22 protein-coding genes and 1 pseudogene are annotated in these 13,656 nt (G+C 61.0%); 7 read left to right on the forward strand and 16 right to left on the reverse strand.

Annotation, left to right across the window (positions count from 1 at the left end):
• Position 1 precedes the first annotated feature (1 nt).
• Positions 2–1,066: a hypothetical protein gene (locus tag JHD82_RS10680; protein WP_199136401.1), complete on the reverse strand. Its 1,065-nt coding sequence runs from the start codon at positions 1,064–1,066 to the stop codon at positions 2–4.
• A gap of 62 nt (positions 1,067–1,128) precedes the next feature.
• Positions 1,129–2,967, reverse strand: coding sequence for a DNA cytosine methyltransferase (locus JHD82_RS10685; RefSeq protein ID WP_199136403.1), 1,839 nt, complete (start codon positions 2,965–2,967; stop codon positions 1,129–1,131).
• Between the two features lie 215 nt (positions 2,968–3,182).
• Between JHD82_RS10685 and JHD82_RS10690 the strand changes: the two genes are divergently transcribed.
• Positions 3,183–3,626: a hypothetical protein gene (locus JHD82_RS10690; protein WP_199136405.1), complete on the forward strand. Its 444-nt coding sequence runs from the start codon at positions 3,183–3,185 to the stop codon at positions 3,624–3,626.
• A 178-nt stretch (positions 3,627–3,804) separates the two neighbouring features.
• On the opposite strand, the gene JHD82_RS10695 is transcribed toward JHD82_RS10690, so the two are convergent.
• The 10 genes and pseudogenes from JHD82_RS10695 to JHD82_RS10730 all read right to left on the reverse strand — a co-directional run bounded on the left by JHD82_RS10695 (position 3,805) and on the right by JHD82_RS10730 (position 7,315).
• On the reverse strand, positions 3,805–4,206 hold the full coding sequence (locus JHD82_RS10695; RefSeq protein WP_199136407.1) for a BLUF domain-containing protein: 402 nt from the start codon (positions 4,204–4,206) through the stop codon (positions 3,805–3,807).
• Between the two features lie 74 nt (positions 4,207–4,280).
• Positions 4,281–4,358: pseudogene (locus tag JHD82_RS30460) on the reverse strand (H-NS family nucleoid-associated regulatory protein); the annotation flags it as partial.
• Between the two features lie 266 nt (positions 4,359–4,624).
• Positions 4,625–4,978, reverse strand: coding sequence for a hypothetical protein (locus JHD82_RS10700; protein ID WP_199136409.1), 354 nt, complete (start codon positions 4,976–4,978; stop codon positions 4,625–4,627).
• The gene (locus tag JHD82_RS10705) at positions 4,938–5,777 is read right to left on the reverse strand and encodes an HNH endonuclease signature motif containing protein (protein WP_199136411.1); all 840 of its coding nucleotides are present in this window, start codon (positions 5,775–5,777) and stop codon (positions 4,938–4,940) included. The genes JHD82_RS10700 and JHD82_RS10705 overlap by 41 nt, the downstream gene beginning before the upstream one ends.
• On the reverse strand, positions 5,774–6,103 hold the full coding sequence (locus JHD82_RS10710; RefSeq protein WP_199136413.1) for a hypothetical protein: 330 nt from the start codon (positions 6,101–6,103) through the stop codon (positions 5,774–5,776). The genes JHD82_RS10705 and JHD82_RS10710 overlap by 4 nt, the downstream gene beginning before the upstream one ends.
• 25 nt (positions 6,104–6,128) lie before the next feature.
• Positions 6,129–6,344, reverse strand: a complete 216-nt coding sequence (locus JHD82_RS10715; protein WP_199136415.1) for a hypothetical protein — start codon at positions 6,342–6,344, stop codon at positions 6,129–6,131.
• On the reverse strand, positions 6,322–6,450 hold the full coding sequence (locus JHD82_RS30300; protein WP_255247323.1) for a hypothetical protein: 129 nt from the start codon (positions 6,448–6,450) through the stop codon (positions 6,322–6,324). The genes JHD82_RS10715 and JHD82_RS30300 overlap by 23 nt, the downstream gene beginning before the upstream one ends.
• 13 nt (positions 6,451–6,463) lie before the next feature.
• Positions 6,464–6,697, reverse strand: coding sequence for a hypothetical protein (locus JHD82_RS10720; protein WP_097202171.1), 234 nt, complete (start codon positions 6,695–6,697; stop codon positions 6,464–6,466).
• A 28-nt stretch (positions 6,698–6,725) separates the two neighbouring features.
• Positions 6,726–6,977, reverse strand: a complete 252-nt coding sequence (locus JHD82_RS10725) for a hypothetical protein (RefSeq protein ID WP_199136417.1) — start codon at positions 6,975–6,977, stop codon at positions 6,726–6,728.
• A complete protein-coding gene (locus JHD82_RS10730; protein ID WP_199136419.1) occupies positions 6,974–7,315 on the reverse strand; it encodes a hypothetical protein in 342 nt (113 codons plus the stop codon). The genes JHD82_RS10725 and JHD82_RS10730 overlap by 4 nt, the downstream gene beginning before the upstream one ends.
• A 251-nt stretch (positions 7,316–7,566) precedes the next feature.
• Here JHD82_RS10730 and JHD82_RS10735 point away from each other — a divergent pair, with 251 nt between their 5' ends.
• Positions 7,567–7,947, forward strand: coding sequence for a hypothetical protein (locus JHD82_RS10735; RefSeq protein ID WP_199136421.1), 381 nt, complete (start codon positions 7,567–7,569; stop codon positions 7,945–7,947).
• A 109-nt stretch (positions 7,948–8,056) separates the two neighbouring features.
• Complete coding sequence (locus JHD82_RS10740) at positions 8,057–9,388, forward strand: hypothetical protein (protein WP_199136423.1); 1,332 nt, start codon at positions 8,057–8,059, stop codon at positions 9,386–9,388.
• 629 nt (positions 9,389–10,017) lie between these two features.
• Here JHD82_RS10740 and JHD82_RS10745 read toward each other — a convergent pair.
• Positions 10,018–10,422: a hypothetical protein gene (locus JHD82_RS10745; RefSeq protein WP_016452987.1), complete on the reverse strand. Its 405-nt coding sequence runs from the start codon at positions 10,420–10,422 to the stop codon at positions 10,018–10,020.
• A 68-nt stretch (positions 10,423–10,490) separates the two neighbouring features.
• Between JHD82_RS10745 and JHD82_RS10750 the strand changes: the two genes are divergently transcribed.
• Positions 10,491–10,703, forward strand: a complete 213-nt coding sequence (locus JHD82_RS10750; protein WP_034395226.1) for a hypothetical protein — start codon at positions 10,491–10,493, stop codon at positions 10,701–10,703.
• Positions 10,696–10,944, forward strand: a complete 249-nt coding sequence (locus tag JHD82_RS10755) for a hypothetical protein (protein ID WP_199136425.1) — start codon at positions 10,696–10,698, stop codon at positions 10,942–10,944. Before JHD82_RS10750 ends, JHD82_RS10755 begins: the two co-directional genes overlap by 8 nt.
• Before the next feature lie 4 nt (positions 10,945–10,948).
• Here the strand turns inward: JHD82_RS10755 and JHD82_RS10760 are convergent, their stop codons facing one another.
• The 3 genes from JHD82_RS10760 to JHD82_RS10770 form a co-directional block, all read right to left on the reverse strand.
• Complete coding sequence (locus JHD82_RS10760) at positions 10,949–11,260, reverse strand: hypothetical protein (protein WP_199136427.1); 312 nt, start codon at positions 11,258–11,260, stop codon at positions 10,949–10,951.
• A gap of 372 nt (positions 11,261–11,632) precedes the next feature.
• Positions 11,633–11,911: a hypothetical protein gene (locus tag JHD82_RS10765; RefSeq protein WP_043782392.1), complete on the reverse strand. Its 279-nt coding sequence runs from the start codon at positions 11,909–11,911 to the stop codon at positions 11,633–11,635.
• A 78-nt stretch (positions 11,912–11,989) separates the two neighbouring features.
• The gene (locus JHD82_RS10770; RefSeq protein ID WP_199136429.1) at positions 11,990–12,238 is read right to left on the reverse strand and encodes a hypothetical protein; all 249 of its coding nucleotides are present in this window, start codon (positions 12,236–12,238) and stop codon (positions 11,990–11,992) included.
• Between the two features lie 27 nt (positions 12,239–12,265).
• On the opposite strand from JHD82_RS10770, the gene JHD82_RS10775 reads away from it, so the two are divergent.
• On the forward strand, positions 12,266–12,796 hold the full coding sequence (locus JHD82_RS10775) for a phage regulatory CII family protein (protein ID WP_199136431.1): 531 nt from the start codon (positions 12,266–12,268) through the stop codon (positions 12,794–12,796).
• Entirely contained in the window at positions 12,786–13,634 is an 849-nt protein-coding gene (locus JHD82_RS10780; protein WP_199136433.1) for a hypothetical protein, read from the forward strand. The genes JHD82_RS10775 and JHD82_RS10780 overlap by 11 nt, the downstream gene beginning before the upstream one ends.
• Positions 13,635–13,656: the final 22 nt, after the last annotated feature.

Consider the following 13,656-nt stretch of genomic DNA (forward strand, 5'->3'; position numbering starts at 1 on the left):
GTCAGCTTTCCTTGTGCGGTGGCATGTGCACGCTGGCGGATTCAGCGGCCTTGGTGGCTTGGTGGGCTGTGAAGGCCTCGTCGTAGTGCGCGTTGCAGCAGAAGCCCTTGCCCATCCAAAGAATGTTTGAGGGGCGTCCGCATGGGCATGCCGGGAATGGCTCATGCTTGTTGGCGTCGAACCAGGCCTGCGCCTCCTTGCCATAGGGGGCGTCCTCGTCAGGAATGTGGCCAGGGCCGCAGAGACCGTTCTCGATCCATCCCATCGCAGCCTCCGCGCCCGCGCCGTGCTGCCATTCGATGTAGGCGGCTTGCTGAGCGACGATCTGGTCATGGAAGATGCCGGCCAGCTCGTTGAGTGCCTTCTGCAGCCGCTCGTTCTCGGCTTTCAGAGTGCGGATGGTCGTTGTGCTGTCCTCGGCTTCGGGCAACTCGCGCAGCCACCACGCGACGGGACCTTCTTCGGTGTCGAAGATAGAAACCAGCTTCCAGCCGTCGCCCTGGGGCGGCGTGGGCGCCCAGTCGGTCCAGTTGACTGCCTCGCCCATGGCTTCGAGAGCATTGCCGTCGAGTTGGTCCTCGGCCATCGTGTGGGTCAGCTCCAGGCCGAGTGCTGCGAAGAAGCTGCGGGGCATCATGCCTTCGTCCAGCAGCGGCAGTTCGGGGTGATCGCCCAGGCCCATCTCGTCGCGCTCGATAGCGCGGCCGTCGAGCATGCGGACCTTCCAGCGATCGTCCAGCACAGGATGAGTCTTTCCGACGCGCAGCTGCTCGATGGCGGCAATGATCGGCTCGGCGCCGGGGTCGATGTCTGAATTGATGCCCAGGCAGTCGCTGACTTGGGCTAGGGCCTCGCAAGCCGCACCGAACATGCGTGCGTACTGCTCCTTGCTCACGTTGGCCAGGGCAGCCGGCTCCTCGATCTGGGTCAGGGGTACGGCTGCACCGGGTTGGTCGTAGGCATCGGCCAGGGCCGCGAGCACCTTGGCGCGGGGCATCAGCAGCTGCATCGCAGCCAGTTCTTCGAAGTAGGCGGGAGGGGGGAGTTTGGAGTCGTGGTTGGTCATGGCGATCTGGAAATGAAGCGGCCCGCGGGAGGCGAGCCTGGGTTGTGGGTGGAAACGTTTGGTCATGCCGCGCGGCGTAGCTGCCAGGCCGTGGACTCGGGCGAGTTGAGCGAGACGATCTGCTGCATGGGCACGGGGCTCACGGAGTTGCCCACCATCCGCACCTGGGCGGTTTTCGTCAGGGGCTTGCCGGAGGCGGTCCGGTCGATGACGTAGCCAGGGGGGAAGTCCTGAGCGTTGTAGAGCTCACGCGGCACCAGCATGCGCAGCGTGATGTCCACGATCACCCAGGGCTCGCCTTTGAGCCACACGGTCACGAGCGCCAGGCGGTCGCGCGTGGTGATCGTGGTCATGGGGTCGCGCAGGTCCGCCCACTGGCCGCCGCTGGCGTGGTAGCGCATGAGGAAGGCAGCGCAGCGCAGGGCGCCGGCTTCCTGTTCGGGCGACAGGTGGTACTGGATCAGGGCGTGGTGCTCGGCCCCGGCGGTGACCGTGGGCACAGGTTGGCGCATGTCGCGGCCCAGGCTGTTCCGGCGCAGCGTGCACAGGTGTGCGGCGATCAACTGCTGCTGGCTGCCGCTGGTGGTCACGGTCGATACAGGGTCGCGCAGGTCGCGGGCCGGCGTGCTGTTGAACCCGCCGTTGGCCTGGACCATGAACGCGGATGCCAGGCTCTGCCCACCGCCGCTGGCCGTCACGGTGCCCAGGGGTCCCTTGATGTCATTTGCCCCGTGGCTCCAGCGCTTGCCGCCGTCCTTGCCCTCGCCGTGCCCGGCCTGCACCAGGTATGCAGAGCTGATGGCGTGCTTGATGCCGCCGGCCACGGCCGTGCCCAGGGGCTGGGACAGGTCGAGCACGCGCGGCGCCTGGCCCTTGGCTTCGCCGTAGCCTATCTGGATCAGGGTGGGCGACACCAGGGCGCGGCAGCCACCTTTTTCCGTGGCGATGGTGCTCATGGGCCGGTCGAGCATTTCGATCTTCCCGCCGTGGGCCATGTTCACGATGAATGGCTGGGGGCTGTTCAGCACGAACTTGTCCAGGCCATGCGCGATCCGCCGCATGGTGGCCGGCGCCAGTTCCTTCTTGCGACCGAAGATGCTCTGCCCGGGGATGCTCCAGTCGATGCACTCGGCTGCCTCGCGGAATGGCTTTTGGCCCGCCTTCGGATTCTTCCAGTGCGTCTGCGCTGGCCACACGATAGGCAGGCCGTCGCGGCGGGCGATCAGGTACAGCCGTGTGCGGGTGCTGCGAGAGCCCAGGGTGGCGTTGCAGATCACCCGCCATTCCACCTTGTAGCCCAGGTCGCGCAGCGCCTGGATGAAGTGGCGCCAGTTGCGGCCCTTGTGCTTGGGGTCCGGCACCAGGAACTGATTGCCTCGCGGCACCACCTCGCCGGGTTCGGCTACGCGGAAGGTGGCTTTGCCCGTGGCGGGGTCCGTGATGCGATCCAGCGTGACGACGCGGCCGGTGGCTGGGTCGCGCTTCGCAATCAGCGGGGACCACTGCATCATCTGTTCGACGTTCTCCAGCGTGATGACATCGGGCTGGGTCTTGCCGGCCCAGCGGATGACGATCCACGCGAGCGACCGGATTTCCCCGTTGCGGGGCTGGCCGCCCAGGGCCTGGCTGTGATGCGTGCAGTCGGGCGATGCATGCAGCAGGCCTACCAACTCGCGCTTGGTCACGGCCAGTGGATCCACTTCGCGGATGTCGGAACGGTAGTGCCTGGTCTGCGGGTGGTTGACCTCGTGCATGCCGATGGCATCGGCGTCGTGGTTGATTGCGACATCGACGGGCCGGCCGATGGCCTGTTCAATGCCGGTCGATGCGCCGCCGCCACCGGCAAACAGGTCGATCACCAGCTTGGCTGCGAGGGGGAGGAGAAATTGAGGGGTGAGCATGCGGCTCCTTGAAATTTGGGCCAAAAAAAGCCGCTCGCGGCAGGGCCGGGCGGCTTCGGGGGGCAAAAAAGCCCGCGCTGGGCAGGCTTTTGCTATCGATTTTTGACGCGTGTGTCGATGGACGCTAAATGTTTTGCCTATCCGGCCGAAGTAGCTTGCGAAACCAAATGGATCGTTAATCGTTCCGATCTTCAACCACTCATTGAATCGAAGACATGAAGTTCTTGAAAGCCGCCTCTCTTGCCGCAGCAATTTTCTGTACAGGCAACGCCTCTGCATGGACGTTGATTTATGCGCATGACGCAAACGGCACTGCGACAGCGGGTTCTTTGCAAGCCCTTCGCGCGGCGGTCAATGCGGGTGCCTCTGTCAAAGTCTTGAGCATGCCTCCAGGCATACACAATCTGTCGGTGACGTGTAGTCAGGTAGCTGTGCGCCCTGATCCGTCCCAAACGGTGGTCTGCGTTGGCGCTCCGGTGGATCTTGTGATGGATATAACTGCAGGAACCAATTTCGGCGTGCCTCCTTCTCCAATTCATTCGTCCCATTTCGCTATAAATACGCTGGGGCAGTATGCCCAAACTAAAGTGCAGAAGTCGAATAGTGCAATAGTTTCAAGCGGCACATATAACTACCCTGCACAGTGGTTTGTCGAGTAATTCAATCGATGAGAAAAATTTTCGCGCTGCAAGCCGGTTCTATATGCCAGATGCAGCGCGGCCCTTGCACTCAATTTGGCGTTTGATTGGTTAAGGGAAGGTATCAGGACAGCGCCCATGCGCTGTGCTCATGCCTCTTGGATGTGGGCGTAAAAAAACCGGCTGGGGCCGGTTCTGATCAGTCAGTGTCGAGTTGCGGTATCAGGTCCTGGAGCTTTTGCAGGGCAAGCTCTCCAGGGCGGGTGCCTATCCCTTCCAGCACCTCCGCGTCGTCTACCAGGTGGTAGGCCATGGTCCATTTGCTGAATCTTCGGTACGCCTCTCGCTTGAGATGCAGCAGTGGAGTGAAGTCGATATGCCGGGGATCACTGGCCAGCAACGAGATCAAGTTTTGGACTTGATGGCTGGGCCCTTCGATGTACTGACAGAAGAACTCGCCGTCGAACACCAAGATGCCTGTGATCTGGGCTTTTTCGTTGAAGGCTCGGGCTGTTTTGACGATCTGCGCGACACAGGTTGCATCGACACCAGGAGCGAGTTTGCTCTGGTACAGAAAGCATTCGAGCATATTGGTGCCCATGCTTTTTCTCTCTTTCATAAAGTGGAAAGAGATGGTAAAGCCAGACCAGCGGCTGTAGTTGCGCTGTTACCTATTTACTGGTTATATTTTCCTATGAGATAAATTTCTCGATCTTTGCCATTGATCCATTTCGGGGGCTTGCCCCGGCCGGTCCAGTGGTGCGGGGCGTTGCAGCAATCGACTCAATGACCGCAGGGTAGGACTTGGCCTTCGGCAAGCTCGGCAGGAACCGCCGCCCCGCAGCTCAGGCAGCGCCGCGTAGTCGCTCGGACTGCCGGCTGGTGGGCGCTGCACTTCACTGCCTTGATGCCGTCCGGATATGCCTTGATGACGGGCATGGAGGCAAAGGGCAGCGCGGCGCAGGCGCGGCTGCCGCCGCTGCAGGTCTGGCACATGGAGCCTTTGGGCTGATGCTGAGTCATCGCGTGGGCTCCTCATCGCTGGTACGGTGGACCAGGCCTCGCCAGGGCTGGCCTGGCGGCAGTGGGGTGGTGTGGCCGGACCCGTCTGCTGTGGGCCTTGGGAGCGCAGCCTGCAGCGCTGGCGAGTCAAGAAACCCGACGCGCGAGGCCTTTGTGATCCGCGCGAACTCGATCTCTGCGCGGGAGCTGGCCACCAACGTCTGGCCTATGTCGGTGATGGCGCGGGCGATCTGCGGCGTGGTGGAGCCGTTGCGCAAATCCTTGATGGTCTGGAGCAGCAGCGATTGCAGCTGGCCCATGCCGCTGGCTTCAGGCGGCGTGGGCTGGGTGTCGGTTGTGGTGGTGGTCATGCTCGGCTTTCTCAATTTCCTTGATCTCTTGGTCCAACTGGCGTGTGAGTTGCCACACGGGCAGAAGGTCGATGGGGATGGCGGCCCCGTTGCTGCGGGACAGCTCTGCGCGCGAGATGCAGCGCAGGTTGTTGATGTCGAAATTGGAGGTGTCGCCGTCATGGAAGATGACGGCATGTCCCTCCGGGATGGGGCCGTGGTGCTGCTCCCAGACGATGCGGTGCACCAGCGCCCAGCGGTTTGGCTCGGCCACCTTGCGCTTGAGGTAGCGGGCTGCATGTGGCAGCGCGCGTGGCGGCGTGGTCCAGCGCTCGGTGCCCACGGGCACCCAGGTCGGAGGCCTGTTTCCGGCCTTGAAATGGCTTTTTCGCTGCTCCACGCTGTATCCGTGCTTCCCCTTGTTCCACGGCTTGAACCCTGCGGTGAACTGCCCCTGCCTCTGGCCCTGGCGCAGCATGGAAGCGCGGTAGGTCTGGGTCAGCACCGCAGGGGACTTGTGCAGGCCCAGGCGGCTGGCCCTTGTGGCGATGTCCTGCATGGGCATGCCCAGCAGTTCACCCAGGTCCTCGTTGAGCATGTCGGCATACAGCAGCTGCAGCAGGTCATCGAGGTCCGTCCAGCGGCCGGTGCGTGCGGTCTTGGCGCCGGGTGCCTTCTTCACGCCCAGGTCATACGCGCGTTGCTGCACATGTCTGGCCGAGCGCTGCAGGTGCGCAGCGACGGCAGCCGTGGGCTGGGTTGGGTAGTGCGCCCGCAGGTAGGCGTCATCCTCGGCACGCCATGGCGTGTTCTTGCTCATAGCGGGAGACCGACCTGCTGCCCCTTGATCTGCAGCACGCGGCGTGCGTGGTTGCCGACTTCGGCTGTGACCGAGTAGCCGTAGCCATCAGGGTTGATCAGTTCGCGGATCAGGTCGAAAGCCTCGGCCACATCCGGCGCCAGGTGGTTGGCGTCGTAGGTGGTGGTTTCGAGGTTGGGTAGGTGCTGGGCCATGCGCAGCAGCTCCAGGGCTGCCGCGTCCTCGGTGTGCAGGCCGCGCCCAGGCACCGGGCGCGGCAGGTTGGTGGTCAGGGCAACACGGCCCTCGTCGTCGGCGGAAATGGCAATGATGATCTGGCGGGCCATGGTGGTCTCCTGTGAAGTGGCGGGGTTAAGACGGGGTGCCGTCAAGGCGCAGAAGGCGGTGGATCTGGTCGCGCGAGCGGTCGAACTGGATAGCCCACGCGGCACGCTGGGTGATGGGTGGCCTGCTGGCGTGCTGTGCTGCCAGGGCGTGGGCATCGGCCAGCGCGAGGGCGTGGCGCAGCGCGTAGTGCCAATCGCTGGCCCAGTGGTGGTCGCGGTCAGCGGTGGCAGATGACGACATAGGGCCGGTCTCCAAATTGCTCCAGCGCCCAGGCGCATGCGTCTTGCGTGCAGGCGCCGACGAATTGCTGCTGCGTGCAGCCGCATTTGATGGTGAAGGTGCGCATGTGGCTCCAGTGATCAGAGGGATGGCAGTTCCAGCGGGATCTGCTGGAGCTTGGTTGCACCGGGCGCATCGGCCGCGCTGGCCTTGCGGCTGCGGCGCTTGGGTGGAGTGGCAGCAGCCGCGGCGCTGGCCAGCTGCTCGCGCGCCCTGGCGAAGGTCTGGGCCACGTTGGTGTGTTCGCTGCGGCGGTAGACAAAGGCCTGATCGGTGATCGGCGTGGAGGGGCGAGTGATGCGGGCAAGCTGCATGCGGCTCTCCTGAATGAATACGGCCCGCTCAGTGGCGGGCCGTTGGTTGGTCAAAGAAGGTGGTGCCGCACCAGGCGTAGAGCAGCATTCCGCAGTGCCTGGCCTCGTCCAGCGCCGCATATCCCGCGTTGCTCAGCAGCGCGCATGCGCTCCAGATCAGCGTGTGGCCGGCGCCCTCGCGCTCCATCACGGCGCCTTCGGCCAGGTCGCGGAAGTAGGTGGCCAGCCAGAACGGCCCGGCAGGGGTTGGCGGCGGTGTCTCGGGGTACGGCGGGCTCATTGGTGCTGCGTGGCCGCGTCGAAAAACGTGGTGCCCGGCCAGGCGTAGAGCAGCATGCCGTCTTCCTGCGTGTATTTCGCGGATTTGCGCGCCTTCTCCTGTGTGAGCGTCGCCGCCATGTAGGTGGCTGATCGGGTGACCTGATCCGACTTGAGGCCGCCGATCGCTTCCAGCTTGGTTGCCAGGCCTTCCAAGGCAACGCAGTGTGCAAGGTCTATTAGGTAGGCAGCGAGCCAGAAATTCTTATTGTCCGGGCCTGGCAATCGGGGGAAGGCCATGCACAGGTGCTCGGCCTTCGGTTTGCGAAGTGGGCGGCGCGGTGGGATGGCATTTGCCATGGCAGATCTCCAGTGGTGGGCGAGACGAATAAAAAGGCCGGTGCCGCGTGGCGGCTGCGTGGGCGAGATGGCTGGTGGTTGCGAAGTGAGAAGCCCAGGCCCGGCGAAAAGATGGCTTGAGGTGATCAAAAACTAGTTGGTGCGTGCGCTGCATTACATTTGGACTTCTTACGGTTCCAACTACACGCGGGAGGGCTGGTCGTGGGTATCGCCTCTATCGAGGTTGAGCGCGCGCGACGGCGACAAGGGTCATGACCACAAAGGAATGGATTGAGATAAGCATCCAGCTCGCATCGTTGATTGCCACGGCCTGGGTTGGCGTGAGTTCAATCAAGCTGCAACGAACCCAGATCAGCGCCGCCAAGGCCGCAGAGCAAGCGGCGGAGACGCCTACGATCCAGAGATGGAAGTGGTTCAAATCACGTGCTGGTGGTTTCGCGTTCATGTGGCTCCTGTCTGTCGCATGGTTGGTCTATGCAAGCGTGCAGGCAGCGCCTGTCACCCGTTTCACGTTGCTCCAGTTCTCGCTGCTAACCATCTGGTTCCTGACTTGCGCGGGGATGGTTGTGGTCTTTGCGTTTGCTGCAGCGCTATCACCCTTGCGGTTCTTGCAAGAGGCCTCGCCGAAGTAGGCGAAAAAAGAAGGCCACATGTGCCATTCAGAGCTGAGGTGCTCCAGCGAGGGCATGGCTGTATGGCGTGACAACCTGTAAACTCGGGTGTCAAAAGTTTGGAGCAGATATGAATTTGAGGACGGTTGGCAGCACCATTGCCCTGAGCATTCTTCTCACCGCTTGCGCTACTACTTATGAAGATAGGGCTATCAAGGATAAGAATTATTCTGGTGCTCTGTACTCGGTCAGTTACTACGAGGCCAAGGCCGGCAGAGACGACGTTGATAAGCTGGTGGCAAGAATCAAGGATGCCGCCGGTTCTCAGTATCAACTGCAGTTCTACGAAGACACCAAAAAATTCATTCAATATAAAGAAAAGAATCGCGCCTTCTTCAAGGACATGGTCTTGTATATGGCCAATGCTCAAAGAGGTGGATTGCTGGATGCGGCGCAAGCGGCAGATATCAACAAAATTCTTTATAAGGAATTGGCGCAGCAATCGATCTTGAAACCCACGATTTTGAATGCTGAGCTGAAGGAGAATTATCCAGATTTGCCGAAGTACATGGGCGCAGCGTACGAGTCTGAGTATCGCCGAGCTCTCAATGGAGAACTGCCGGATTTGGAGGCGTATGCGTCCGTTTACTCGGCCATGAAGAATAGTGACAATGCAAAGGCTGCTGCGCTTTTGCCGGTTGTGCGCACAAAAATGGCTGACCTGATCAAGTCAATGGGGCCAGGTGCGTGGCGCGATCTTGCTGGAGTTCTTGCCGTCTACACAGCGACGCGTGACCCAGTGATTGAACAACATGTTCTGCAGTTCGTCACGCGCGCAGACCTCTCGAAAAAGCAGCTCAAGGAAGAGGTGGCGACTGTCCTTCCCGACTTGGCCGCCAAGGCAAGGGCAGAGAGAGAGCTTCAAGTGAAGATCGTTTCCGACAGCAACGATCCGTTCATAGATGAGCTTCCGAAGGCGCTTGAAGATTTTGATGAGTGGATAACTGTTGAAGACGAGGCGAAGCGAAAGCTGACCATCGCGCGGTTGCGCATTACTGAGCGGCCTGGAAATCCTCTTGTCAGAACGCAGACGGTTAGCGATCTGGATTTTGCTACGAGACTGCTGATTCCGAAGAATGCCAGCGTTCTTTACGATACCACCACAACCAACTATGAGATCAGTTGGAGCATGAATGTCAGCGATTCTGCTGGCAAGGGATCAAAAGTCATATCTGGCAAGAAATCTGAGCAGAAAATTGAATGCTCCAACATCCGATATAAAAATGTGTTTGGCGGTGAAGGCGAAATTGGGTTGATCCCAACCAGCATCCAAGGCGTCTGTAACAGGAAGAGCGGCATAAACTTTGATGCCATCCGCTCCGAGGCTGTCAAGGAAATTGCGGGAGAAATCGTGCAGCTGCTGCGTAAGGACCAAAAGGTATCCGGTACTACGCGCAGTTAATAGTCCTCAGTCCTTTGTGATCTTTTCGTATTTCACAGCGTCATTGACAGGCCCAGCACCTTAAGTGCCGGGCCTTTTTGTTGCCCGTTCTTTCCGGGCCGTCAGCCATCGCTGGCTGGGGTTTTCTGTTCTTGGCAACCCTGTTTGCCTCACCTGGTTGCCCGTCTACCGCGCTTAGGCAGGACTGGGCCGGGCAGGACTACCCGCGCAGAGCAGCGGCCCATGCCCGCTGGTGCTTTTGCCGGTCTGCCCCGCAGGTCGGGCAGACATCATCGGCGTGCAACTTTTGAAAGACCGGGGCTTGCCCGGTCGATGCCGTGGTGCCCGGCGCAGCCGGTTGGGGCGGCGCCGGATGATTGTAAACACGTTTACATAAACGGCGCAAATGATTTGTAGATGAATTTACAAATTTGAATTTTCCCCATCCAAAAAAATTCCCTTGTGAAGCGTGTTGGGGTGCGGCTATGATTCAGATATGTATGGAAACACAGTACTCTCGAGCGAGGCTGAAGAGCAAACGCTCGTCAGAGTACGCGGCGCGAACGAGGCCGAAGTGGGGGTCGAAGTGTGTTTGAGCGAGCTGACGCGCCAGGGTGTGAAGGCCCTAATTTTTCCCAACGAGGAACTGCTTAGGACTTGGCGGCTGCGTCTTGCAGCACTTGCATGATGGCAGTGCTGGCAGCGTTGAAAGCTTTTGCGCGACTCAGCTTGTCGGACTGCGAGATCATGTCGAAGAGCACCGCCAACTCTACGGCAGCCGGGGATAGTTCTGTGGGTGCGTTGATCGCTGGCGGCTGGTCCATCTGGCCTTCACCGGTCAGTAGCCATCTCGAATTCACCTTGAGATACGCGGCAACTTTTTCATGCGCCTCGGTGCGCAGCTTTTGGTCCCGCCCCTTGGCGTTCGTCAGGATCATGCCAATGTTCTGAACGGACGTGCCTGCTGCGGCAGCAACGTCCTTGCGCTCGATCTCACGCCCAAGCGCCTCTGATCGCTTCTGCATGGCTTGTAGTAGGCGTTCCCCATAGAGCATGGCGCACCTTAATCCCTAATATGTAAATTTGGTTGCCTCAACTCTTGTAAACATGTTTACAATGAGGTATGAAAAAAGATCACGCTATAGCGCTGCTGGGCGGTACGGCCAGGAAGGCCGCTGAAGCGATGGGCTATCGCGCAGTTCAAACCATCTACTTGTGGCCCGACGAACTGCCACAGGCGACCGCCGATCGTGTGATGGGCGCTGCCGCGCGGATCTCAAAGTCGGTAAGTGAAGGGTTGCCAACGTTCAGCAACCAGGAAGTCGCCCATGGCTGAACCCCCCTACCGTCCCGCGTTCATGGTGCTCTCCCGTGCCAATGGCGGTGTGCGCATGGAGCTGCGCAAGGGTCATCGCTCCGTTCGGCGGTCGTTCACGCCAGAAGAGGCCCAGTTGCTGATGTTCATGCTGGCTACGGCGCTGGCGGACTTTGATCAAGAACGCGCGCCAGAGATTGCTAAACAGGCAGTTCTGCGCGAGATCGGCCGTTACGGTTACGGCATGAAGCAGCATGGCTGACCCCTCATTCCATACCCGTCTGGAGCACGTTTGCCTGGGTGCGGATGGCTCGCAGCAGGCTGTAGCGCATTTCCCGCATGACAGCTTCGGCACCTCCCTGCTCACTTTGGTGTTTGCGGGCACTCAGGTAGATCCCCGCTCGGCTGACCAGTCGATCCGCATTCCTCGTGATGTAGGGATCAAGGCCTTTGAGTTCATTCGCCACAAATGCGATTCGCTGATAGCGCATTGCATCTGCCTTGGGCATGGCGTCTGCAAGCAGTGCCTCTATTTCGTCACACAGTTTGTGAATTTTCTGATGGGAAAGACTGGTCATGAATTTCGGTTTCCTCGTCAGTGGATTTTCTTGTCGGCTTCTTTGGCCTGCTGGCTTCCCAGATGTCGGGCCACTCCTGCCGCAACCCCGATTTGATGGAGAGGCTTTGATGCGTGCCTACCTTTGGTTTTCTTTGGTGATCTGCGCTCTTTGTGTATGCGGTCGGGCTATTTGGCTGGCACGCGGAGAGTTCCCTCGGCGCACGGCTGGCCAAGCCGTAGTGGACCTGATTTTTGATTTGGCGATGGCTGGCTGGGCTCTGGGTTTGCTGCTGCAAGGAGGTGCCCATGCTTGAAGAACTGCGCCGACAACTGTTCCGATGCCAGGCGCGAGCGCTGTGGCTGCGCTCGCTGGCGGTGTCTGATCCGCCTCTCAGCGCGCGGCTGCAGGCGGAGTCCAGTCTTGCATTTCTTCGTGCAACGCAAGGCGAATGTCCTCTGGACTCATTGAGCGGACATCCCGAGGCAGCCAGTGATATTTGCGAATCAGGTGGTAGTGCACTGCCTCCATGCCATCGATCGTCTTCCAGCCATGTTTCTCCGCAAGGTGGAAACCAAAAACTTCCAGCAGGTAGTTCAAGTTTCCATTCGATTCGTGCCACTTCTTGAGTATGTCGAAGCGATCTTTTTCGGTGTATTGCTGCTGGCTCATGTCCGCCCTCCTTGGCGTAATTGGTTGTGTGAGAGCTTCCATCGTAACCAAGGCAGGGGCGGGCACCCTTTTGCGCTCTCATGCCACAAGCCTCGCAGCAATGGCCTGCAAATGGGAAATAACTGCAGGATGTGCTGTCCGGGTCTCCTGCATGCGCTGGCAGCACAGCTCGCTCCAGCGGGCCAGCGCGGCCGCGCCGAAACCGGCTCGGCCTTCGCCTTCCAAGACTTCGATCATCTGGCCCAGGAACAGCTCCAGGGCCTGCGCCCATTGGAGGCTGCCGATGTTGTCTGCTGTGGGCGTTGCGGGTGCTGTGCTGTGGGTCATGTCGTTGGCTCGAAAGGGGTTGTGCTGATGAGTGCAACTTTCTCAGTTGGCATCGCCCCTGGCTATGTCGAAAGTGAGCCTCAAGCCGACATTGCCGCCGGCATGGACGTGCTGGACGCGGCTTATCTGATCGCGCAGACCAGCCAGGGCGGCATCAAGGCCCTGGCGGTGCGCATGGGCATCAACGCCGGCACGCTGCAGCACAAGCTCAACACCAACAACGACACCCACCACCTGACGCTGCGCGAATCCGTGCGGCTGCAGGTGGTGACGGGCAATGCAGCGGTGCTGCATGCAATGGCCAGCGAACTCGGTTTCGAGTGCCGGCGCACCCTGCCAGACCAGGCCGAGGGCGATCCGGTGGAGGCCTTCATGCATTTCCAGTCCGCCGTGGCCGAGGTCACGCGCGCCGCAGCTGATGCGCACCGGCAGCCGTCGCGCAATGCTGTGCGGCGCCTGGATCGCCAGGTGCAGGAACTCACGGTCATGGCGCAGTACCTGGCCCGCTCGGCACAGCAGCGCCTGGCTGCCACCCCTGGAGGTGGCAATGCGTATTGATATCAAGCCTGAGGGCGGTGATCGGTACAAGCGTGCCCTGGCCGGCCTGGATGGCGGGCAGATTGCTCAGGCCACGGCCGAGGCCATCAACATGGGTGCGGGCCGCGTCAAGAATTCCATGCGCTCTGAAATGCAGAGCGTTTTTGACAGACCCACAGGCTACGTGCTGCAGTCCGTGCAGGTGGTCAAGAAGGCCACGGCCGGCGATCTCAATGCGCTGGTGGCGCCTACCTACATGGGCGGCAAGGGTGTGGACCCGCAGCAGATCCTGGCGGCGCAGGAGGATGGCGGCAGGCGCCGCGACAAGCGCAGTGAGAAGGCCCTGCGCACGGCAGGCATCCTGCCCGTTGGCTACCAGACCGCGATCCCCGCCACTCCCTACCCGGGAAGCGATGACGGGCGCGGGAATCTCAAGGGCTCGACCCTGGTACAGCTGATTGCCTACTTCCAGGCCTTTGGCGAGCAGGGCTACCGGGCCAACATGACCAAGGGGCGCATGCAGGCCTTGCACCAGCGCGGTGGCAAGGGCGCGCGCTTCATGGGGCCGGTGAAAGGCATTCGCTACATCGTGGCCTATGGCCGTCTGCGCGGCGGTGCCCGGGCTACAGCGCGTGGCGAGTACGACAAGCGCGCATCCAACCTACCGCCCGGCATCTGGGCGGTGACCGGCACCGGCGGCGCGGATGTGCGGCCGGTGCTGATGTTCGTGCGCGGTGGCAACTACAAGCCCCGCATCAGCCTGGACGGGGTGCGCAAGCGCTCGGGCATCGATGAGCTGATTCCCCGCTGGGTCCGTGGCCGCGTCTACGACGCATTCAAGAAAGCCAGTCAGGGCTGACGGCCCGGCTGATATCAGGAGA

The sequence above is a fragment of the Delftia sp. ASV31 genome, from assembly GCF_016428765.1.
Taxonomy (GTDB): domain Bacteria; phylum Pseudomonadota; class Gammaproteobacteria; order Burkholderiales; family Burkholderiaceae_C; genus Comamonas; species Comamonas acidovorans.